This is a genomic window from Dorea sp. D27 (genome assembly GCF_001185345.1).
Taxonomy (GTDB): Bacteria; Bacillota; Clostridia; order Lachnospirales; family Lachnospiraceae; genus Extibacter.
Window position 1 is genome coordinate 158,553 of sequence record NZ_KQ236743.1, and the last position, 20,749, is coordinate 179,301.

The 20,749-nt window shown below is 49.4% G+C and carries 24 protein-coding genes, 1 tRNA gene, 2 pseudogenes and 1 riboswitch; of the genes and pseudogenes, 20 read left to right on the forward strand and 7 right to left on the reverse strand.

What is annotated here, in order from left to right; genetic code table 11:
• Positions 1-62: 62 nt before the first annotated feature.
• The gene (locus HMPREF0980_RS00740) at positions 63-2,072 is read right to left on the reverse strand and encodes a thioredoxin domain-containing protein (RefSeq protein WP_049727260.1); all 2,010 of its coding nucleotides are present in this window, start codon (positions 2,070-2,072) and stop codon (positions 63-65) included.
• A 146-nt stretch (positions 2,073-2,218) separates the two neighbouring features.
• Positions 2,219-3,112: a LysR family transcriptional regulator gene (locus tag HMPREF0980_RS00745; RefSeq protein WP_049727261.1), complete on the reverse strand. Its 894-nt coding sequence runs from the start codon at positions 3,110-3,112 to the stop codon at positions 2,219-2,221.
• Positions 3,113-3,292: 180 nt separating this feature from the next.
• Between HMPREF0980_RS00745 and HMPREF0980_RS00750 the strand changes: the two genes are divergently transcribed.
• The 7 genes and pseudogenes from HMPREF0980_RS00750 to HMPREF0980_RS00775 all read left to right on the forward strand — a co-directional run bounded on the left by HMPREF0980_RS00750 (position 3,293) and on the right by HMPREF0980_RS00775 (position 7,441).
• Positions 3,293-3,862, forward strand: coding sequence for a DapH/DapD/GlmU-related protein (locus tag HMPREF0980_RS00750; RefSeq protein ID WP_049727262.1), 570 nt, complete (start codon positions 3,293-3,295; stop codon positions 3,860-3,862).
• 11 nt (positions 3,863-3,873) lie between these two features.
• Complete coding sequence (locus HMPREF0980_RS00755) at positions 3,874-4,395, forward strand: cyclophilin-like fold protein (protein ID WP_242847311.1); 522 nt, start codon at positions 3,874-3,876, stop codon at positions 4,393-4,395.
• On the forward strand, positions 4,388-4,930 hold the full coding sequence (locus HMPREF0980_RS00760; RefSeq protein WP_049727263.1) for a flavodoxin family protein: 543 nt from the start codon (positions 4,388-4,390) through the stop codon (positions 4,928-4,930). Before HMPREF0980_RS00755 ends, HMPREF0980_RS00760 begins: the two co-directional genes overlap by 8 nt.
• Before the next feature lie 151 nt (positions 4,931-5,081).
• A complete protein-coding gene (locus HMPREF0980_RS00765; protein WP_049727264.1) occupies positions 5,082-6,002 on the forward strand; it encodes an MBL fold metallo-hydrolase in 921 nt (306 codons plus the stop codon).
• Positions 6,003-6,037: 35 nt separating this feature from the next.
• Positions 6,038-6,235 (forward strand): annotated as a pseudogene (locus HMPREF0980_RS00770) (iron-containing alcohol dehydrogenase); the annotation flags it as partial.
• 8 nt (positions 6,236-6,243) lie between these two features.
• Positions 6,244-6,378, forward strand: a complete 135-nt coding sequence (locus HMPREF0980_RS19565; RefSeq protein WP_147629764.1) for an iron-containing alcohol dehydrogenase — start codon at positions 6,244-6,246, stop codon at positions 6,376-6,378.
• Positions 6,379-6,727: 349 nt separating this feature from the next.
• The gene (locus HMPREF0980_RS00775) at positions 6,728-7,441 is read left to right on the forward strand and encodes a collagen-like protein (RefSeq protein WP_242847312.1); all 714 of its coding nucleotides are present in this window, start codon (positions 6,728-6,730) and stop codon (positions 7,439-7,441) included.
• Between the two features lie 77 nt (positions 7,442-7,518).
• On the opposite strand, the gene HMPREF0980_RS00780 is transcribed toward HMPREF0980_RS00775, so the two are convergent.
• From HMPREF0980_RS00780 to HMPREF0980_RS00790, 3 genes are all read right to left on the reverse strand, one after another.
• A complete protein-coding gene (locus HMPREF0980_RS00780; RefSeq protein WP_049727266.1) occupies positions 7,519-7,902 on the reverse strand; it encodes a RidA family protein in 384 nt (127 codons plus the stop codon).
• Positions 7,899-9,119 carry an alanyl-tRNA editing protein gene (locus tag HMPREF0980_RS00785; protein ID WP_049727267.1) on the reverse strand — a complete coding sequence of 407 codons (1,221 nt, stop codon included), beginning with the start codon at positions 9,117-9,119 and terminating at the stop codon, positions 7,899-7,901. The genes HMPREF0980_RS00780 and HMPREF0980_RS00785 overlap by 4 nt, the downstream gene beginning before the upstream one ends.
• A 100-nt stretch (positions 9,120-9,219) precedes the next feature.
• Entirely contained in the window at positions 9,220-9,804 is a 585-nt protein-coding gene (locus tag HMPREF0980_RS00790; RefSeq protein WP_049727268.1) for a LysE family transporter, read from the reverse strand.
• A 108-nt stretch (positions 9,805-9,912) separates the two neighbouring features.
• Between HMPREF0980_RS00790 and HMPREF0980_RS00795 the strand changes: the two genes are divergently transcribed.
• From HMPREF0980_RS00795 to HMPREF0980_RS00815, 5 genes are all read left to right on the forward strand, one after another.
• Positions 9,913-10,800, forward strand: a complete 888-nt coding sequence (locus HMPREF0980_RS00795; protein WP_049727269.1) for a LysR family transcriptional regulator — start codon at positions 9,913-9,915, stop codon at positions 10,798-10,800.
• 137 nt (positions 10,801-10,937) lie between these two features.
• Positions 10,938-11,171 carry a hypothetical protein gene (locus HMPREF0980_RS00800; protein WP_049727270.1) on the forward strand — a complete coding sequence of 78 codons (234 nt, stop codon included), beginning with the start codon at positions 10,938-10,940 and terminating at the stop codon, positions 11,169-11,171.
• A 69-nt stretch (positions 11,172-11,240) separates the two neighbouring features.
• A tRNA-Trp gene (locus HMPREF0980_RS00805) sits at positions 11,241-11,311 on the forward strand.
• A 314-nt stretch (positions 11,312-11,625) separates the two neighbouring features.
• On the forward strand, positions 11,626-12,099 hold the full coding sequence (locus HMPREF0980_RS00810; protein WP_049727271.1) for a C-GCAxxG-C-C family protein: 474 nt from the start codon (positions 11,626-11,628) through the stop codon (positions 12,097-12,099).
• A gap of 11 nt (positions 12,100-12,110) precedes the next feature.
• A complete protein-coding gene (locus tag HMPREF0980_RS00815; RefSeq protein ID WP_049727272.1) occupies positions 12,111-13,055 on the forward strand; it encodes a TDT family transporter in 945 nt (314 codons plus the stop codon).
• 59 nt (positions 13,056-13,114) lie between these two features.
• Here HMPREF0980_RS00815 and HMPREF0980_RS00820 read toward each other — a convergent pair whose 3' ends face one another.
• Together HMPREF0980_RS00820 and pdaA are read right to left on the reverse strand one after the other, a co-directional pair.
• Entirely contained in the window at positions 13,115-13,468 is a 354-nt protein-coding gene (locus HMPREF0980_RS00820; protein ID WP_242847313.1) for a hypothetical protein, read from the reverse strand.
• 83 nt (positions 13,469-13,551) lie between these two features.
• Positions 13,552-14,370, reverse strand: coding sequence for a delta-lactam-biosynthetic de-N-acetylase (gene pdaA / locus HMPREF0980_RS00825; protein ID WP_049727273.1), 819 nt, complete (start codon positions 14,368-14,370; stop codon positions 13,552-13,554).
• Between the two features lie 142 nt (positions 14,371-14,512).
• Here pdaA and HMPREF0980_RS00830 point away from each other — a divergent pair, with 142 nt between their 5' ends.
• The 8 genes and pseudogenes from HMPREF0980_RS00830 to HMPREF0980_RS00870 all read left to right on the forward strand — a co-directional run bounded on the left by HMPREF0980_RS00830 (position 14,513) and on the right by HMPREF0980_RS00870 (position 20,743).
• Entirely contained in the window at positions 14,513-14,965 is a 453-nt protein-coding gene (locus HMPREF0980_RS00830; protein WP_084002664.1) for a superoxide dismutase family protein, read from the forward strand.
• Positions 14,949-16,091: a cobalt-precorrin 5A hydrolase gene (locus HMPREF0980_RS00835; protein ID WP_049727274.1), complete on the forward strand. Its 1,143-nt coding sequence runs from the start codon at positions 14,949-14,951 to the stop codon at positions 16,089-16,091. Before HMPREF0980_RS00830 ends, HMPREF0980_RS00835 begins: the two co-directional genes overlap by 17 nt.
• Before the next feature lie 64 nt (positions 16,092-16,155).
• Positions 16,156-16,926, forward strand: a complete 771-nt coding sequence (cobK, locus tag HMPREF0980_RS00840; RefSeq protein ID WP_049727275.1) for a precorrin-6A reductase — start codon at positions 16,156-16,158, stop codon at positions 16,924-16,926.
• 23 nt (positions 16,927-16,949) lie between these two features.
• Positions 16,950-17,140, forward strand: a riboswitch (cobalamin riboswitch).
• 96 nt (positions 17,141-17,236) lie between these two features.
• A complete protein-coding gene (locus tag HMPREF0980_RS00850; protein WP_049727277.1) occupies positions 17,237-17,986 on the forward strand; it encodes an energy-coupling factor ABC transporter permease in 750 nt (249 codons plus the stop codon).
• 1 nt (position 17,987) lies between these two features.
• On the forward strand, positions 17,988-18,311 hold the full coding sequence (locus HMPREF0980_RS00855; RefSeq protein WP_049727278.1) for an energy-coupling factor ABC transporter substrate-binding protein: 324 nt from the start codon (positions 17,988-17,990) through the stop codon (positions 18,309-18,311).
• 19 nt (positions 18,312-18,330) lie between these two features.
• A complete protein-coding gene (gene cbiQ / locus HMPREF0980_RS00860) occupies positions 18,331-19,104 on the forward strand; it encodes a cobalt ECF transporter T component CbiQ (protein WP_049727279.1) in 774 nt (257 codons plus the stop codon).
• 134 nt (positions 19,105-19,238) lie between these two features.
• A pseudogene (locus HMPREF0980_RS19330) lies at positions 19,239-19,573 on the forward strand (ATP-binding cassette domain-containing protein); the annotation flags it as partial.
• A 444-nt stretch (positions 19,574-20,017) separates the two neighbouring features.
• Entirely contained in the window at positions 20,018-20,743 is a 726-nt protein-coding gene (locus HMPREF0980_RS00870) for a sirohydrochlorin cobaltochelatase (RefSeq protein ID WP_334291724.1), read from the forward strand.
• Positions 20,744-20,749: the final 6 nt, after the last annotated feature.

Sequence of the window (20,749 nt, forward strand, 5' to 3'; positions counted from 1 at the left end):
AAGGGGATGCAGGGATTTCTCTGTATTTTCCTATTCTGTGTTTCGGGGGGAAATCTCATATATCAATATGCGGTCAGTGTGGACTGCTTGCTTATATCTTCTACCGGAGCCATGCACACCCCGTTTTTGCATAGATAGTACATGGCCCCCTTACCAGGTATCGGATAATCCTTTACGTAGGGAAGGGCCTTCTCAAGCGTTGCTGCGTTTTCCTTCGTTTTGAGGATGACGGACAGATTTATAGCATTGTTATCCATCAGGTAATGCCGTAATGTCTCTGGCAATTCGCTGTCAGCCGATACACAGACTAGTTCCCTGGCCGGATAAAGGACCTTTATCAGAGCCAGAAGTCCAAAGCTATGGCCTGCAGGGTATTTTTTTATGCTTCCGGCAAGATATCTGATCTGCCGTTCCCGTGCCTCCTGCCAGAGTACATCGCACGTATACTGGGCTAACTGGACCAGCAAGACTGCCGCGGCTGAGTTGCCCGATGGAATTGCACCGTCGTAAGTCTCTTTTGGGCGTGTAATGAGAACTTCAGCATCTGAAGCAGTGAGAAAATATCCCCTGTTTACCTTATCTTCAAAAAGGTCTGTCATCTGGGCGGCAAAGTGTAAGGCGTCTTCCAGATACTCCGGCTCATATGTCGTGCGGTAAAGCTCTATGAGTGCCAGACCAAAGACGGCGTAATCATCCAGCTGGCCGGGAGTCGCCGCCTCACCCTTTCGCCAGCGCAGATAAAGTCTGCCACGGCTGTCGGTCATATACTGTTTGATAAATTGGCAGGCGCGTACGGCAGCGTTCCGATAGCGGCTGTCCTTTGTTGTCTGAGCGGCTCTTGCCATCGCGATAATCATCCAGCCGTTCCAGGACAGTATGACTTTATCATCTCTGTGCAAAGAGACGCGGTCAAGGCGGTATCCATATAGCTTTTTCAGACGTGCATCATCAGACGGCCAGGGATTTTGGTCCGACTCTATCCGGTTAGGGATACAGTTGCCTTCAAAATTCCCCTCTGAAGTAATGTCATAAATTCGACAGAATTCTTCACCGTCTTTAGAGCCTAATACTTCAAGAACTTCCTCCTTGGTGAAATAATAATATTTGCCTTCTACGCCGTCGCTGTCTGCATCCTGGCCGCAATAGAACTCCCCTTCCGGGCCGGTCAGTTCTCTTAATACGTAATCCAGTGTCCTTGTCGCCGTATCAGCGTATGAGTTCACTTTTGTAATCTGGTATGCCTCGAGATAAGAAATGGCGAGCAGGGCATTGTCATAGAGCATTTTCTCAAAATGTGGGACGAGCCATCTCTCATCAGTAGAATAGCGGGAAAAACCGCCTCCGATCTGATCGTTTATTCCTCCGCGGGCCATAGCGTCCAAGGTGTGAAGAGCCATCTCAAGTGCTTTGTCGTCGCCTTCCAAAATACTATAATCAAGAAGGAACAAGAGATTATGGGGAGACGGGAATTTCGGCGCACTGCCAAAACCGCCCCATTGTCTGTCATATTGCTGTTTATATAAATCTACCGCCTGCTTCAATATAACTCTGTCCGGAGTTTCCCCGGATGTGTGGCCGGAAGTGGATATAAAGTGGGCGATTTGCTGGCCGGTCTCTAAAAGCTTCTCCCTGTCCCGGCTCCAGAGCAGATGGACTTTCTGTAACAGCTCCAGAAGCCCTGTCTGTCCGTATCGTGGATGCTTTGGAATATAGGTTCCCAGAAAAAAAGGCTTCTGGTCTGGCATTAGAATCGCTGTGAGCGGCCATCCTCCGGCGCCGGTTACAGCCTGACAGGCGGCCATGTATACGGAGTCGATATCCGGTCGTTCTTCCCGGTCGACTTTGATACAGACAAAATGGCTGTTCAGGAGCTCCGCTACTTCCTCATCTTCAAAAGATTCATGCGCCATCACATGGCACCAGTGACAGGTTGAGTATCCAATACTTAGAAAGACCGGCAGATCTTCTGTTTTTGCACGTTCAAATGCTTCTGCACCCCATGGGTACCAGTTTACCGGGTTTTCCGCATGTTGTAATAGATATGGGGATTTTTCATTTATCAAATGATTCATATTCTTCCCTCCTCCTTTACTGTTTAATGTTCCCGGCGGCAGCATATCTCATTCGTTCCAGCCGGCTGCATCTTGCGGCATCGGCGTGGCACGGCGGCCAGTCTTGAGATTGCTTCTGATGTGTTGCATTTTGCCTGCGGGTAATATTACACATCTAATAATGAAAAATCATGTTGAATCTGTTCCAGAAATCTTTGGGCCGCTTTCGTAAATCTCTGATTTTTTTTCCATACCATATGCATGCTTGCGGTTTTTCGCGGGGACAGGGGCCGGAAGCAGAGGCTGCTGCCACTTCCGGTATCGACAAGTCCGTCCAGGGTCAGGGCACACGCAAAGCCTTCCTCTACCATAAGAGAAGCATTATAGACAAGGTTGTAGGTGCCGGTGATATTCAGCTGGTTGAAATCCTTTTTAAGCCAGCCCGAGAATTCATTGTTAGATGCGGCCTGTCTGGAAGTCAGGAGGGTAAGATCCCATAAGTCCTCCGGGCGGATCTCGCTGCGTTCTGCGAGAGGATGATCCTTTCGCATGAGCAGCCCCCATACGTCAACTGCAGGAATGCGGATGTAATCGTAATTCTTGATGTCCGAAGCCTCGATGAGTACGGCAAAATCAAAGAGCCCTTTTTCCAGCTTGTCATGGAGATCTTCGGCGTTTCCGCTGGAAAGATGGTATTTGATGCCTGGAAACTGCTTCCGCAGCTTTGTCGCGGTTCTAGCAATGAGACGCATGGCATCGGTCTCTCCGCAGCCGATGTAGATATCCCCCTGAAGATCTGACGAGTCAGGTGCAGCTAATTCGTCCTCTGTCTTTTTGACAAGAGCAATGATTTCGGCAGCTCTCTTACGAAGCAGCAGACCTTCTTCGGTCAGCGTTATCTTCCGGCTTCCTCTAATCAGCAGCTGCTTTCCGATTTCTTCTTCCAGCTCCATGAGGGCTCTGGACAAGGGCGGCTGAGTCATGTGAAGTGTATGGGCAGCTTTGGAGATGCTCTCTTCCCTGGCGACTGTAAGAAAATAATTGAGTACTCGGATATCCATAGATACATTCCTCCATATGTGTTGGTGAGAAAATAGTAGCAGTTTAATGTATACCCGTCAAGTATGAAATGATATTTAATATAGGAATTTGATATATTGTTTATCGTGACATACAATGAAATTGGATGAAGGATACATGGCAGAAAGATGAGCCGAAATAGGAAAAGGAGAATAAACGCGATGGAATTACAGGAATTTCTGAATTATATGAACAGCGGCCAGAAGGTAGTGGCAGGCTCGGAAGAGCATCTATGCATGACTCGCCTTTCCCAAGAGGCCCTGCGGCTGACGGCTGAATTAAACGGGAATTATCACACGCCGGAAGAAATCAGGGAAATCTTTGCAGAACTTATCGGAAAGGAAGTGGATGAAACCTTTCACATGTTTCCCCCATTTTATACGGACTGCGGAAAGAATCTGCGCATAGGAAAACATGTCTTTTTCAACGGAGGATGCAAAGTGCAGGACCAGGGAGGTATCACGATTGGTGACGGGTGCCTGATTGGACACAATGTAGTCCTGGCAACGTTGAACCACAACATGGATCCCGCCCACCGGGCAGACATGATACCGGCGCCGGTGCATATCGGGAAATGTGTCTGGATTGGGGCGAATGCAACGATACTGCCGGGTGTAACGATTGGTGACGGTGCTGTAGTAGCAGCCGGTGCGGTGGTAGCCGGTGACGTGCCAATGAACACGGTCGTAGGCGGCGTGCCGGCCAAGGTCATTAAGATGATAGAGACGTAGGAGGTGTGGGAGTGAAAAAATTGACCTGTTTCTTTCTGGCAGTACTGATGTCAGTTCCATTGTCAGGATGCAGCAGCCCCGCACAGAAGTCGGAGGACAGTGCCGGAAGCTATAATGATGCAGCGTCGGATACCGCTGATCCGGCGGCAAACAAGGACAATGTAAGGCGGATAAGCGTCCGGGGAAGTGACGGCCAGAGCATCGTATTCCGGCTGAATGACAGTTCTGCGGCTGAGAGCCTTTATCATCAGCTCCCCTTAACCGTGCAGGTGGAGAACTACAGTGACAATGAGAAGATATTCTACCCGCCCGAAGAACTCGACACCGGCGGCACGCCACTGGCAGAGGGGCCGGCCGGTCTGCTGGCCTACTATGAGCCATGGAAAGATGTGGTCATGTTCTATGACCGCTGTGATGGAGCCGCTGGTCTCTATAAGCTCGGGGATGTGATATCAGGGGCGGACGAGATAGAGCGTCTGGATGGAGAGATACGGATAGAATCTGAATCAGAGAGGAAGGATAAGGATGAGTAAAAAGATATGTGTAATTACGACGAGCTTACATGGAGGGAGCAACAGCGAAGCGCTGGCGGATGCATTTATCCGGGGCGCCGTGGAGGCGGGAGCCAGTGTGCAGAAGATAGGTCTTGCAGATAAGCGGATAGAGTTCTGCAGAGGCTGCCTTATCTGCCAGAAGACGCAGAAGTGCGTCATCCACGATGATGTATACGATATGATTGCACACATAAAAGCAGCAGATGTGCTTGTTTTTGCTTCACCGGTGTACTTTTACAGCGTAAGCGGCCAGATGAAGACGCTGCTGGACCGTCTGAACCCGATGTTCCCTTCGGAATATGCTTTCAGGGAAGTGTATCTGCTGCTGGCTTCAGCAGAAAAAGATGAGACCGCTGCGGAGGGTTCCATAAAAGACATAGAGGGCTTTGTCTCCTGCTTCGACCAGGTGGAACTGAAAGGAGTGCTGCATGCAGGAGGCGTCTCAGAAGGGAAGGATATCATGGAGCGCCCCGATATACTGGGGAAGGCGTATAGGATGGGAAAAGCGGTGTGACTATGGACGAAAAGGCTCCCGTACGGACAGGAGGATTCATGAAAAAACATATAGCGGAACATAAGATGATAAGGGTGCTATTGATCATTGCCTGTATACTTATAGCCATTTTGCTGACGGAGTGTTCCACAATACAGAACCATTTCAGATTATGGCAGAGGAGACGTCGGATGACGACAACATCATGTCTCAAAAAGGAACGAAACCGGAAGACAGCATTCCGACCGAGCAGCCGGAATTTGACAATGGCGGAACGTCCGGGCGGGTACAGGTCACATGGTTTGGACACTCCTCTTTGCTTCTGCAGACAGACGGGCTGAATATCCTGATAGACCCTGTATTCAGCCAAAGGAGCTCACCGGTTTCTTTTGCAGGAGGCAGACGTTTCAGCCGTCCATCCATCACGGCGGAAGAGCTGCCTGATATTGATGTCATCGTATTATCACACGACCATTATGACCATATGGACTACCGCACGTTAAGAGATATGGACAGTAAAGTGGACCGCTACGTTGTGCCGCTTGGCGTTGAGAACCATCTGGAGAGATGGGGGATTGCCCCGGATAAGATAACGAATATGGCATGGTGGGAAGAGACGCAGGTTCAGGGGCTTACGATTGGATGCACTCCTGCAAGGCATTATTCCGGCAGGAGCATTGATGACCGGAACGCGGCATTGTGGGCATCGTGGGTATTCAAGACGGAATCTGTGCAGATATTTGAGAGCGGGGATACGGGATACGGAGCTCATTTTCAGGCAATACATGAAAAGTACGGGGATTTTGACTTTGTGATGCTGGATTGTGCGCAGTATGACATGAGGTGGCCGGACGTCCATATGTTTCCAGAGGAATCCATACAGGCGGCCGCTATGCTAGGAGCAAAGGCTGCCATGCCGATACACTGGGGCGCATTTACCCTGGCAGAACATCCGTGGAATGACCCGGCGGAGAGATTTGTTAAAGCGGGAGAAGAGAGAGAGCTTGCGGTCGTTACGCCAATGATATGTGAGACGGTGAAGCTGGATAATGCGGACAGTTATGATACAAGATGGTGGCGGGAAGTAGATTAACAGACTCAAACAAGTAAAAAAGGAGAGATTAAGCGATGTTAGGAAATATAGCATATTCGAACCCGACGAAACTTTATTTTGGAGAAGGCTCTCTGGAGCATCTTCGGGAAGAACTGCCGAAATATGGGAGGAATGTTCAGCTCGTGTACGACGGCGGTTCCATCAAGAAGTACGGAATCTATGACAAAGTAGTTACAATTTTAAAAGAGGGAGGCAAGAATATCATGGAGGACGGGGCGTCATGAACACGAAGGAACTTGGCGTGACAGAAGACATGCTGGATGACCTCGTACAGAGCACTTTTGTTATGGAAGGCGGTTATAAGGTTCTGTCAAAGGATGAAATCAGGGATATTCTGAAAGAGAGCCTGGAGTGATTGCATTGGCAATCCAGTATAAAGTAAGCGGTAACTACCTGCCAGAATGGAGCATAAACTTATATTAAATATTCGATACACATATTGCTTTGCACATTTGAGCAGGAAGGATACTATCATGAATATATATAATAACAGTGACTGTAGGAATGAAAAGCTCCATAATAATAGTTGTGATTGCTGCAACTGCGGGTGCTGCCGTGGCCCACAGGGGGAACCTGGTCCACAAGGGGAGCCCGGCCCACAGGGCGTACCCGGTCCACAAGGGGAACCAGGTCCAAAGGGGGGACCCGGCCCGCAAGGGGAATCCGGTCCACAAGGGGAACCAGGTCCACAGGGCATTCCTGGTTTGCAGGGAGAACCAGGTCCGCAAGGAGAACCTGGCCCGCAGGGGGAACCTGGTTCACAAGGAGAACCCGGTCCACAAGGAGAACCAGGTCCACAAGGAGAGCCTGGTTCACAGGGGGAGCAGGGGCCGGAAGGTACCTTTAATCCAGGAGATGTCTTGTTCTATATCAATGGAAACGGTGGTCCAATACCCATAAGGTTTGGAGAAGATTTGAACTTTATATCCCCCAATTTAAATATTTTCTTATACGACAATCCTGCTACAGTGGAAATCAATGGAAAGGTAATGGAAACTGCATTTGGCGGTCTATATTCCGACACTGTCCAATCGTTTGATTTTACTGTCAGCAATCAAGTTGAACAGATACAGTTCAATTATTTTATGCCATCCTTCAATGTTGGGACTAACCAGAATGAATTGCAGATTTATATACCAGGGGAATACGAAATCAACTATATGATTCGAATAGCTTCAGTAGAGATACCAGACCAGACAATCACCGGGGGAGTACGGCAAAACGGCAGTTTCATTGACTCCACATTGCAATATGGCACACTTTCTACAACCGGTAACACTATCATACAAGGTAGTGTCATTGAATTTCTGAGCGGGCAGGTTGATTTGGCGTTTCGTTCCACCGGTGCTGCAGCCTTTGAGCTGGCTTCGCTTACAAATGCCACGCTTTCAATAAAACGAATTACGCCGTTGCTATAAAAAACAGCAACTTTTGTGCTATCCTCAACCCGGATTTTTAGGGACAGATAGCCGGAAAGCCTTTTCTGTCGTGGCGATTAGTTTCTATGTGCAATCATTTCAACCTCAACCCGCGCGCCCATGGGCAAACCTGTTACAGAGAAGCAGGAACGCGCCGGATAGGGAGCGACAAACTGTTCTGCATACAGCTTGTTCATAGCCGGGAAATCCCGCATATCGATTAAAAACACGGTACACTTCACCACATCGTCACGGGTAAGTCCGGCAGCCTTCAGAGCCTCGTCCAGATTGGCAAAGCATTTTTTGAATTGTTCCTCAAATGTTCCGTCAATGAAATGGCTGGTAACTAAATCCATGGAAGGCTGCCCGGATACATAAACCACACCGTCTGCCTCTGTGGCATGAGAAAATGGAAAACCACACTTCTCACAGCCCTCTGCCAAATATGCTTTCTTACTCATACGCTTTCTCCTTTTTGTCCATTCAACTGTTTTTCTATGATTTTACCTGCTATTTCAACGGCCGTTGAGAGTCGTTCAGTATCCAGCCCAAACCCTTGTGCGTAGCAGGCCCTGCCACCGCCTTTTCCTCCAATCTCAGCGATAGCGTCTTTGAACGCAGGCAGCACGTCGATGCGCTTTTCTGCCTTGCTGCATCCAAACATCAGTAACGCGCCGGCGGCGGTCTTTCCACCGAGCAACACGGCAACCCCCTTTTGCTCCGTCAGAAGAACAAAGAGCTGCCTCATTTCCTCCTTTGTAGTGTCTGGCAAGAGGTGTTTTACCAGAGTAATCTCGCCGATATGAGGTGCATTTCGGAGCAGACCGGACACTTCGGACGCAGACAAACGGTTCAAAAGAGCCTGTCTTTCGTCTTTTAATACCAGTACCTCACTCCGTTGTTTCATCACCCGCTCCTTCAGCTCCGTTTCATTACAATTCAATTCCCGCATTAAGTGCATAGCATTCCCGCAGAGGGTGCACACCCAACGCAGCGCCGGCTGCCCACAGAGAAAATGGATGCGCGAACCGCTTTTATGAGTGTCGATGCGCTGTATTTTAATAATGCCGACCTCGCCAGTGTACTTGTTTTGCAGACCACAACAGGGCGTGTAATCTAACTCTGCGATTTTTACGATACGGATTGCCTTATCTGTCTGCGGAACATCCCGCCTTGAATTACGCTGTATTTCCTCCAAGCTTGGAAAAAGAACATCGACTGGGATGTTTTCATAAATAACCTGATTTGCGGCAGTTTCCAAAAGGGCGGCGGTTTCCTCTTTCACATAGCCGTCAAGATCGATGGATAAAGCATCCTGCTCCAAGCGCAGACCGATGGTATTAAGGCCATAGTCCCGGACAAACACAGCGGAGAGAATATGCTGGCCGAGATGCTGCTGCATCAGTTCAAAGCGCCGTTTCCAGTCAATCTTGCCGTGAGCGGTTTCCCTTGTGAGCGGTTTGTCCAACACATGAACAATCTCTCCGTTTCGCTCATAAACATCCTCGACGGGACTGCTGTTCAGCGTTCCAAAATCACAGGGCTGGCCCCCGCCACCCGGATAGAACAGTGTTTTGTCTAGTACCACTTGAACCTTTCCATTTCGTACATCCTGCCGTATAACGGCAGCGTCAAATTCTTGCTGGTAAAGTGCATCATAATATATTTTTTTCGTCATATTCGTTTCCTCCCTTAATCGTGAAAGATATTACGGTTAAATAAGATGTTCTTGCCGATAGAGATTATGATACGGCAGTCTACGCTGTCGCCGGCCCTAATCAATCAAATGCCAGCGATATGGCGCACCACAGTAATACAAGCGCCATAACGATATTGAACGTGCGGTAATATTTCGTCAGAAACTTTTGAAATGCACCGCCAGCCGCAGCCCATGTGATAGTACCTGCCACCCCAATGACCGTTATCATAAATGCGTGAATGAGCAAAACGCTTAAATTCTTGTCATAAGGCATCACATAGCCTGTGTAGACCGTAATCGAGTAAAGGATGATTTTTACATTGGCGAACTCCAGCAGAAAGCCTTTCATAAAGGATATTTGTTTGTCCTCCGTATCTCCCGGCTTGCTCAAAGCTACATAAATGGCGAGGTAAACAATGTAAGCAGCACCTACATATTTGAGTACGCCTGCCATAGATGGCACATATCTTGCCAACTCATAGCAGAACACCGCACAGACTACCATAACACACAAGAAGCCTGCAGCAATTCCTAAAAGGACATTCTTGCCCTTGCGCCAGCCGTTCTGACTGACCGCATAGAGCGCGACGATGTTGTTTGGTCCCGGCGTAAAAGCCGTCACTAGCGTGTAGGGCAGATAAGAAACAATAATTTGAAATAACACTTGCAACCCTCCTGTTCTTCCTTTATAATACAGCCAAAGAATAATTTTGTATAATTGAAATAATCGAAATAATAATTTGATTTTATTGAAGTATTTGGAGGCAGCGATATGGACTTAAAATACCTGAACACTTTTCGCGTCATCGTGGAAGAGGGGGGATTTTCCAAGGCCGCCGACAGGCTGGGCTATACCCAATCTACCATTACCTTTCAAATTGGGCAGTTGGAGCAGGAACTTTCCACCAGCCTCTTTGAAAAAATAGGCAGAAGAATGGTGCTCACCAAGGCTGGCGAGCACTTAATTCCCTATGTAAATGAAGTCCTATCCTCCGTGGACAGGTTGCGCAATTTTGAAGATGATCTCGCTGAGTGCCAAGGTGATCTTCGCGTTGGCGTTGGAGAGACGTTGCTGTGTTTTCATCTGCCCGCAATTCTGAAGGAATTTCATAAGAAAGCACCTAAAGCGCGGCTATTCCTGCGCTCCATGAACTGCTATGACATACGGGATGAACTGGTGGCCGGTTCTCTGGACATCGGCGTATTCTATAACTGTGTGGGCGGCTTCGGTACGAGCCTTACCACCTATTTCTTTGGCACCTATTCGCTGGCGCTGGTAGCATCACAGAAAACAAAAAAACAATATCGCGATTTCATTACAACCAATCAGCAGATACCTGTGCCGTTTATCATCAATGAGCCGAGCTGTGTATTCCGGCAGCTATTTGAACAGTACCTCCGGGAGAAGTCCATCATGCTCGACCACACGATTGAGCTTTGGAGTATTCCAACAATCAAAAATCTTGTAAAAAATGATGTTGGCATCTCTTATCTGCCACGTTTTTCCGTACAGGAAGAATTGAGCGACGGAAGCCTTGTGGAGATACCAACGGAGCTAACTGAAACGACGATCACTGCCGTCTGCGGACACCATAAAAACAAATGGATCAGTCCACTGATGCAGTTGTTTATTGATTTATGTGCTGGCGCCAGCAATTAAATTGAAGAGATGATAAGGACCTGTGGAAGGTCGGAAGCGTAGCGTGGATCGTATTGTAATTAAAATAGCAAAGGAGTATAATTAATTCCCACAGGGCATTTATATCAGATTATTTTACAGAAGGGATTGAACCGAACATGAGAACAGAACGTTTCAAGATGGAAAGAGAAGGACTCGTCGAAGAAGGGCAGGAAGTCGAGGTGAGCGAAAGAAGCGCTGTCACCGGACAGTATACATACCTCGTGGAACCATCCATCGCCATGTCAGGCATCTACAGGACATCCGAGAGAATCAAGTCGCGCCGGGGGATTATCAAGAAAATCGAAAAGACAGAAAAAGGGTTTTATCTGCTCGTTGAAATGGAGGAGTAATTCAGGGCAAATTTTCATTGACAAAAGAGTGTGTCATATGATATAAATATCTAGTGAGCAATATCACTTAGGGGATTGGTCAAGTGGTATGATAGGGGTCTCCAAAACCTTTGGCGGGGGTTCGATTCCCTCATCCCCTGTAACGAAAAAGTCTCGGTTAGCTGTAGAAGCAGACCGGGATTTTTTTATTACGTAGGAAGCTGCGTTTTCTATGTAATAAAGACCCTCCGGAGAAGGCACATCCTTTATTTTATCAGGAACAGGAGATACGATAACATTCACAGACGGCAGCATCTGTGCAGAACAGTGATCCTGCAGCCTGTGCCGCACATATAGAATTCATCAATAATTCCAGACATACGTGTAATTAATCAATAAGACAGACTGGCTTGGATACGATAAGATAAGCATGTAGTACAGATGATATATATTACGCGACAGGAGGAATGAAAGTATGAATTTGAAGAACGAAGTGAGCGTAGCTAAAATTACGAAAGACGCAGAAGACTTGTTCCGGGGAGGATTCTTCTGCTCCGAAGCGGTGGTGAGCTCCATCCGCAGCAACTTTGAAATCGATGTGCCGGAAGTGGTCGTATCTATGGCTTCCGGGTTCCCGGTCGGAATCGGCCGTTCCAAATGTCTGTGCGGAGCAGTGTCCGGCGGAGTTATGGCAATCGGACTCGTGTTCGGAAGAACCGTGCAGAAGGATCCGCAGGTAGAAGAGACGCTCCGGCTGTCCAAAGAACTGCACGACTGGTTCAAGGCGGCAAATGGCAAGAATGCGCTCTGCTGCAGGATTCTGACAAAAGAATTTGATATGGCACAAGGCGAACATAAAGAGCAGTGCATCCGTTTCACTGGTATGGTAGCCGGAAAAGTCGCGGATATGATCATCCGCGAAAAAGGCCTTACGAACATAGATGGATAGGGGGGATGGAGATGATTAGACGAATACCCTTGCCTGTGACCGGCGTGATGCTGGGAATGGCCGCGCTCGGCAATCTCCTTCAGTCTTATTCTGAAGGAGTCCGTCTCGTCTGCGGAGCGGTGGCTGCCGTGACAGGACTGCTTATCCTGCTGAAAGTAATCCTGTATCCGAAACTGTTTGCGGAAGATATGAAGAATCCGGTCATAGCGAGCGTGTCCGGTACATTTACGATGGCGCTCATGCTCCTGGCCGGTTATGCCAAGCCCTATCTGAACGGAGGGGCGGATCTTATATGGTATGCAGCAATTATACTTCATATTGTGCTCATAATCTATTTTACCGTGAGGTTTATCGTGCATCTTGACATGACGAAGGTATATGCCAGCTATTACATCGTATATGTGGGGATAGCAGTTGCCAGTGTCACGGCCCCGGCTTTTGGACAGACGGGTATCGGGACAGTCCTGTTCTGGTTCGGCTTTGCCGCGCTTCTCGTGCTTCTGGCCCTCGTTACATACCGCTATTTGAAATACAGAAAGATGCCGGAACCGGTGCAGCCACTATTCTGTATCTATACTGCCCCGGCCAGCCTGTGCCTGGCGGGATACATACAGTCGGTGCAGCCAAAATCCATTGCTATGGTAGGGTTTCTGGCGGTGCTTTCCAGTTTGATATATGTGGTGGTGCTGGTAAGGCTCCCCCGTTTCCTGAAGATGAACTTTTATCCGAGCTATTCGGCATTCACCTTCCCGTTCGTCATCACGGCAATCGGTATGAAGATGACAATGTCATGCCTCGCGAACATGGGTTCACCGCTGCCGTTTCTGCAGTACGTGGTGCTCATAGAGACCGTAATCGCGGCGGTGCTGACCATCTATGCACTTATACGCTATATCGTGTCGGTCTGCGGACAGCCCGGTGAGCAGAAGACAGCGGGAATTAAGACGGCTACATAGATAAATCCTGCACTCAGATGCCGATTTGGCCTCTTTGTGCAGGATTTGTACTATCTCTTTTATACCGGCAGCTCTCCGCAGTATTTTCTGTAATCTTCTGCAAAATGCTGTATCTGGCTGTCGAGGCATTTCCAGGCGTCCGGAGACAGCCCATCCACAAGGTCAGTCATACCGGCCTTGATCAGCGCCGGATTGTAGGGAACGTCCAGTGCAAAATCGCTGTATGCGCGAAGCTTGTGGAAGTACATCCCTGCCTCTGCCTCTTCGTGTTCCGACCGGCACATTTCATACATGGCCACACAGTCGGTCACCTCTGTATCCGTACATTCTTTACAGATCCACTTTCCGAGATAATAGTATGTTCCGCCGATGCGGTATACAAATCCCGGATACTTTAACAATCGTTCCAACATGATACACATACCTCCTCATCTATTATTACAATAGCAGAGATAAGCCTGCTTTGCAAGGACGCATGCAGCCGTCACGCAACGGGTCATTCCGCTTTCGGCAGCTTGTCAAGGGACTGGAACGTATAGCCCATCTCTTCCCATTTGGTGAGGAGCTCGTCGAGGATTTCCGCGTTTGTGGAAGAGGTGCTGTGGAGGAGGACGATAGCTCCGGGATGGATCCGGTTCAGCAGCTTGTCATAGGCTTCCTCTTTGGTCGGCTGGTCATCCTGGTACCAGTCCACGTAAGCGAGGCTCCAGAAAAAGGTCTTATACCCCATATCTTTCGCCATCTGTAGATTGCCTTCGCTGTATTTTCCTTGAGGAGGCCGGTAATACTTCGTCATCTCTTCCCCTGTAATATCCTTATAGATGGTTTCTACTTTACCCAGTTCTTCTGAAAATGCTTCTTTTGTGGAGATTTTAGACATGTCAGGGTGGGTATATGTATGGTTGCCGACGATGTGGCCTTCGTCATTCATCCGTTTGATCAGCTCGGGATTTTCAGTTATAAAGTTGCCTACGACAAAAAAAGCGGCCGGTACTTTATGCTTTTTCAACGCGTCCAGAATCGGCGCCGTGTTTCCGTTTTCATAACCGCAGTCAAAAGTCAGGTAGATTACTTTGTCCTCCGTACTGCTTTTGTAAAACGCATCAAATTGTTTCAGCTCATCGGCTGTAGCGTTGGCAGCAGGCGGCTGTCCGTCCTCCTGGAAGCTCAGGCCCCAGTTCCCGTCTGCCGCAGTCTGCACCGCTTCCCCGGTAAAGTGCTCCACAGCCTTTGCCCCCATGGTGCCGATAAAAAAGGCGGCGGCAAAGAGAAGGAGTATCTTTCCCCACTTCTTGTATAATGAGAGATGTTTCATAATGGCTCCGTATCGTACGATGATTTGTGTAATTATATTTCTAAACCAGAAACATTATGCCGGTTTCCGCATATCATATTGGAGCAGGTTCAATATTTCACAGGAGTGGAGGGTCAAGATATTGGAAGAATTCAAAAGGGAGATGCCGATGGCACATGCAAAGCTTATGGGCGCGCCGGGATACGGTGATATCAGGGGGAACGTCTATTTTTACAGTACATATGGAGGCACGGTAGTCGTGGCGGAAGTATACGGAATAACAGGGAAGACAGAAAAGGATGCCGGAGGTTTTCTCGGGTTTCATATCCATGAAGGCGGCTCCTGCACAGGAAACGCAGAAGATCCTTTTGCAGATGCAGAGGCGCATTATAATCCGGAGAACCAGGAGCACCCAGGACATGCGGGAGATCTGCCGAGCCTGCTTGTAAAGGATGGGATTGCCTGGATGGCCGTATATAGCGGACGGTTTTATCCGGAAGAGGTGATTGGCAGAACGGTAGTCGTTCACGATATGCCGGATGATTACAGGACACAGCCATCCGGCGGATCCGGGGCGAAGATTGCGTGTGGAGAGATAGTTGTCTGGGAAGGATAGCTGCGGAGGCACACTTGACTTTCGCACGGTTTTTACTTACAATACAGCCATGAAAGAAGAAAAAAATCTTACGATAATCAGTTTTACAGATACAGGCAGCCGGCTTGGCGCTGCACTCTGCAGGCAGCCTGTCCTAACGCAGACAGCCTGCAGAGGCTATGCTCCGGAAAAGTACGCGGCCCGGTACAGCCTGCGCCCTCTGCCTGAGGATATGAAAGCATGGATAGGGACGCTCTGGGGGAAGGATGCGTTCTTGTTCATAGGTGCAGCCGGAATCGCTGTACGTCTCATCGCACCGTGGGTGCATGATAAGTATACAGACTCCCCGGTCATCGTGATGGACGAGAAAGGGCAGTACATTATCCCCCTCCTGTCGGGCCATGTGGGAGGGGCGGTAGAACTTGCCCGCGTGCTCGCCGGGGTCACAGGGGGAGTCCCTGTCATAACGACGGCAACAGATGTGCAGGAAACATTTGCCGTGGATATGTTTGCACTTAAGAACGGGCTCAAGATAGGGAGCAGGGAACTCGCAAAACAAATATCCGCGGCAGTGCTGGATCAGAAGAAAATCGGTCTGTACAGCGAGTCTCCCATTGACGGCTCCTGGCCGGAGGAACTGGAGCCGTGTACGTCGTTGGAAGAACTGCAGAGGTATCCTTATGGAATTGCCATTACAGAGGAAGGAGCTGCTGCCGGCCAGGGGACTGAAAAGACAGTGCTGCGGCTGAAGCACAGAGCTTGTATCGTGGCAGGCATAGGCTGCCGCAAAGGCACGCAGATGGGCCAGCTCGCTGCCGGACTTGGCGAAGTGCTGCAGGCACATAGAATAGAAGCAGGCCAGATAACGGCATTTGCCAGCATAGAGCTCAAGAAAGGCGAACCGGGGCTACGGGCGCTGGCAGAGGAATACGAAGTGCCGTTCCATACATTTACCGCACAGGAGCTGAGTACGGTAGCGGCGGTCAGCTCCCACTCCGAATTTGTAGAACGGGTAACCGGGGTGGATAATGTATGTGAGCGGGCAGCGCTCCGGCTCTGTCCGGACGGGGAGCTGATTCAGCCGAAGATATGTGCACAGGGGGCTACATTTGCGCTTGTCAGGGACAGATGCAGGCTGTGCTTTTAGCGATGGTACGGAGGCGGGCCTCCATGCTTGACGTGCAGAAAAGGCTGGGAAGAGGAGAAAGAAGATGAGCGGAAAGATACTGCTGTTTGCGGGGACGACCGAAGGAAGGGAACTGGCTGAATTTCTAAGAGGACAAGGAATCAGCGCTTATGTGAGCACTGCCACGGAATATGGCAGGGAATGCGTAGGTGAGGGGGGGAGCATCACGGTCTGCGCGGGGAGGATGGACGAAGGAGATATCCGTACGTTTATAGAGACACATGCCATAGCACTGGCAGTCGACGCGACCCATCCATTTGCAACAGTGGCTACGGAGAATATCAGGCGCGCCTGTGAAGCTTGTGGAACAGGATATATCCGGTGTCTGCGTGAACGGCAGCAGATAGAGGCGGCCGATGGGATGGTGTGGGTCGATTCCGTGGAAGATGCTGTAGATTACCTGAAGAGGAAGGATGGCAATATCTTCATATCTACCGGAAGCAAAGAACTTAGGCACTATACAGAGATACCGGGATATGAAGACAGGTGCTATGCCCGCGTCCTGTCTACAAAAGAGGCGGTAGAAGAGAGTATCGGACTCGGCTTCAGGGGCAGGCATCTTATCGCCATGCAGGGCCCTTTTTCGCGAGAGCTGAATGTGGGCATGCTCCAGTATGCACAGGCTGGCTACTTTGTGACAAAAGAGTCGGGGAAGGCCGGCGGATTCGAGGAAAAGGCGGATGCCGCAAAGGAGACCGGAGCCGTACTCGTCGTAATCGGAAGGCCTCCTGAAAGCGGTCTGAACCTGGAAGAGACAAAAGCATATCTGATTGCTTATTCTGCTAAATTATGTTAAACTTCATAGTGAATTAATTCAAATCCAGCAGACAATTTAAGAGAAGGCCGTTTGAAAAAAGACGGCAGGGGAAGCCAGGTGAGAATCCTGCACAATACCCGTTGCTGTATTGGAGGAGTGGTATTCCATGAGGTCACTGTAAGGATACTTATGGGAAGGCGGAATACCGTGATGATGCCTAAGTCAGAACACCCGCTTTTAGATGGATTTGGATGGTTACGGGGATATAGCCAGATGTTTGCTGCGAATCTCTTTTGACTTTGTGGTAAACCTGGAATATTTTCAGAACATCACAAAAGGAGAGAGAAACATGTCAAAAAAAGAAAAGATCTTACTCAAGGCATCGATAGTCTTTGCGCTATTGCTTGCCGTCACACCGGCTGTGAACGCGATGCACATCATGGAGGGATATCTTCCCGCATCCTACTGTGTCGCATGGGGAGCTGTCAGCATTCCATTTCTGGCTGCCGGATTCATTACTTTGAAAAAAAGACTGGAAGAGAACAGGAAATCTATCACACTGATAGCGATGGCCGGTGCGTTTATCTTCGTGATATCGTCCTTTAAGATACCGTCTGTGACGGGGAGCTGTTCGCATATGACCGGAACCGGACTGGGAGCCATATTGTTCGGTCCTTCGGCAGTCAGCATACTCGGCATCATCGTGCTGCTGTTCCAGGCGGTGCTTCTTGCCCACGGAGGCCTGACGACGCTCGGGGCCAATACATTTTCTATGGCAGTTGCCGGCCCCCTGCTTTCTTTTGGTGTCTATAAGCTCTGTTCCAGGCTTAAAGTCAACAGGAAAGTATCCGTATTTCTGGCGGCATGTCTTGGGGATATCTTTACATATTGCGTGACGAGCATGCAGCTTGCATTGGCTTATCCTTCTGAATCCGGCGGGGTGGCGGCTTCCGCGGTGAAATTTCTCGGAGTGTTCGCGCCGACGCAGCTTCCCCTTGCCATCATAGAGGGGATTCTGACGGTCGTGATAGTGATCGGACTGGAATCCTATGCAAGGCCGGAACTGAAAGCGATTGGTTTTTTGAAGGAGGCAAAGTAGGATGACGAAGAATACGAAGACAGTAATAATCTTATTGGCTGTTGCATTGTGCATAGCGGTTATCCCGTTGTTCGCGCAGAGAGGAGCCGAGTTCGGCGGGTCTGACGACGCGGGAAGCGTGATGGTGGAAGAGATTCATGGTGAATATACGCCTTGGTTCACTCCGGTACTCGAGACGCTCCTCGGCGGGGAGCTGCCGGGAGAGGTAGAAAGCCTGATCTTCTGCGTCCAGACAGGGATTGGCGTCGGAATCATAGCCTTTGTCATGGGACGCTTCGTAGAAAGAAGGAAATGGATGAAGCACGACGAGGCGGAGAAGGATTAGATAGGAAGGAAGCGTGTAGATGATTGTTGTAGATAAGCTTTGCTATCGGTCAAAGCTCAGATATGTCAACGCCGGCGAAAAGTTTACATTTTCCATGCTGACACTATTGTTCTGCATTGTCTGCCGTTCATGTATGCTTTCCCTGGCCGTGCTTCTGGTCAACAGCACCGTGACCGTAGGAAAAGGAGGCATCCCGCTGCGCACGTATATAAGACTTATGGCAGTGCCGTTTGCGTTTCTTGTTATGAGCACGCTTGCCATCATCGTGAATATCTCCAAAGTCCCACTGGATGCCTATGCACTACCGGTGGGAGCCTTTTTTATCACAGGCAGCAAAGCATCAGTCTTGTTTGGGGTGCGGCTTATCTTTACGGCGATGGCAGCGGTATCCTGCCTATATTTTCTGTCACTTAACACGACGATGACAGATATTATGTGGGTACTGGACAGGCTTCACTGCCCGAAGATCATCTTAGAGCTGATGCTGCTGGTCTACCGGTATATTTTCGTGCTGATGGAGGCAGCATCGGTCATGCTTGTGTCACAGAAGGCAAGGCTTGGAAATAAGGATTTTAAGACAGCGTTAAGATCCTTTGGGAGCATGGGGGCCGGACTTTTAATGATAGCATTCAAGCGTTCTGGTTATTTATATGATGCCATGGAGTCTAGGTGCTATGATGGCAGGATACGTGTGCTGGAGGAACAGCAACCGGCCAAGCCTTCAGAGATTACGCTCATTCTCTTATATGAGCTCGTATTGTTAGCATATACAGTATGGAGGAGAGTGGCATGATTGCAGAACCAGAACAGGTACTGGAAGATATTATAATAGAAGCGAGAGATGTCCATTATTCTTATGAGGAAGGCGGACAGCAGTCACTGAACGGTGTCAGCCTGAAGATCGGAAGAGGGAAAAAGGTTGCCTTTATGGGAGCCAACGGTTCGGGTAAATCTACGTTTTTATGTGCTGCAACGGCATATACAGGCCGGACAGCGGAACGGTGCTCATTGCCGGAGAACCAATTGACTATTCCAGAAAGGGGCTGATGGCTGTCCGGCGCAGAATCGGCATTGTATTCCAGGATCCGGATAACCAGCTGCTATCGGCAAGCGTCTATCAGGAGATCTCTTTTGGACCGATGAATCTCGGGATACCCGAGGATGAGATAAGGAGAGAGATAGAACGGGTGATGGACCATCTGGAGATAACACCGTTCCGGGAACGCCCGGCACACATTCTGAGCGGAGGACAGAAGAAGCAGGTTACGATTGCAGATGTCCTTGTCATGCATCCGGATGTCATCATCCTGGATGAGCCGGCCTCCGCCCTTGATGCGAAACATACGAAGATAGTGAATCAGATAGTGGATAAGCTTGCCGAAGAGGGCATTACGGTCTTGATGGCGACACATGATATCAATTACGCTCTGGAGTGGGCGGATGAGATTGTGCTCATGCATGAGGGAAAGGTGCTGCTTCAGGCGGATCCATTGACCGTGTGCGGGAGCCGCGAGGCGCTGGCTATGACGAACCAGGAGGAGCCTGCGGTGCTGAAGCTTTTCAGGAGTCTGGTAGAAAAAGGCATTCTGGAGGAAGGTCTCAGGCCGCCTGTGAGCTTTGGTCAGCTGGAACAATATATCGGAGGGCAGATGATGGAAGGAAAGAAGAAAAAGGCAATACTCGTTGTGAGCTTCGGAACAAGCCATATGGATGCATTGGAAAAAAGCATAGAGCGGATTGAACTGCACATAGAAGAGGCATTTCCTGAATGCAGGATTTACCGTGCGTTCACAAGTGGAATGGTTTTAAGGAAGCTGAGCCGGACGAAAGGGCTGCAATTTCATAGCGTAAAAGAAGCCATGGAGCAGATGGCCACGGACGGGATGGAACAAATTATCGTCCAGCCGACACATATCATAAATGGCATTGAAAATGACAAGATGATGAATGACCTGATAGAATACACGGACCGGTTTAAGAAGATCAGAGTCGGGAAACCGCTGCTGACGAGCGTGGACGATTATAAAAAGGCAATACACGCAGTGATGGCAGAGGTAAGGCTTGAGCCGGGCGAGGCCTTGGTGCTGATGGGACACGGAACAGCCCATCATGCAAATGCGGCCTATCCGACGCTTGAATATACGTTCCACTCCCTTGGATACAGCCAGGTGCTTGTAGGCACGGTGGAAGGCTTTCCGGATTTGAGGAACGTGATGGCGAAGCTGGAGATTGCAGGGGCGGAAAGGGTAACGCTTATGCCGTTCATGCTCGTGGCAGGAGACCATGCCAAACATGATATGGCAGGAGAAGAAGACTCGTGGAAAGCAGAGCTTGAAGCTGCAGGGTATGAGGTGAAGCCGCTTATAAAGGGCCTTGGAGAGATGAAAGGTATCCGCAATATCTTTGTAGAACATATCGAGATGGTGATGTAGCTGCCT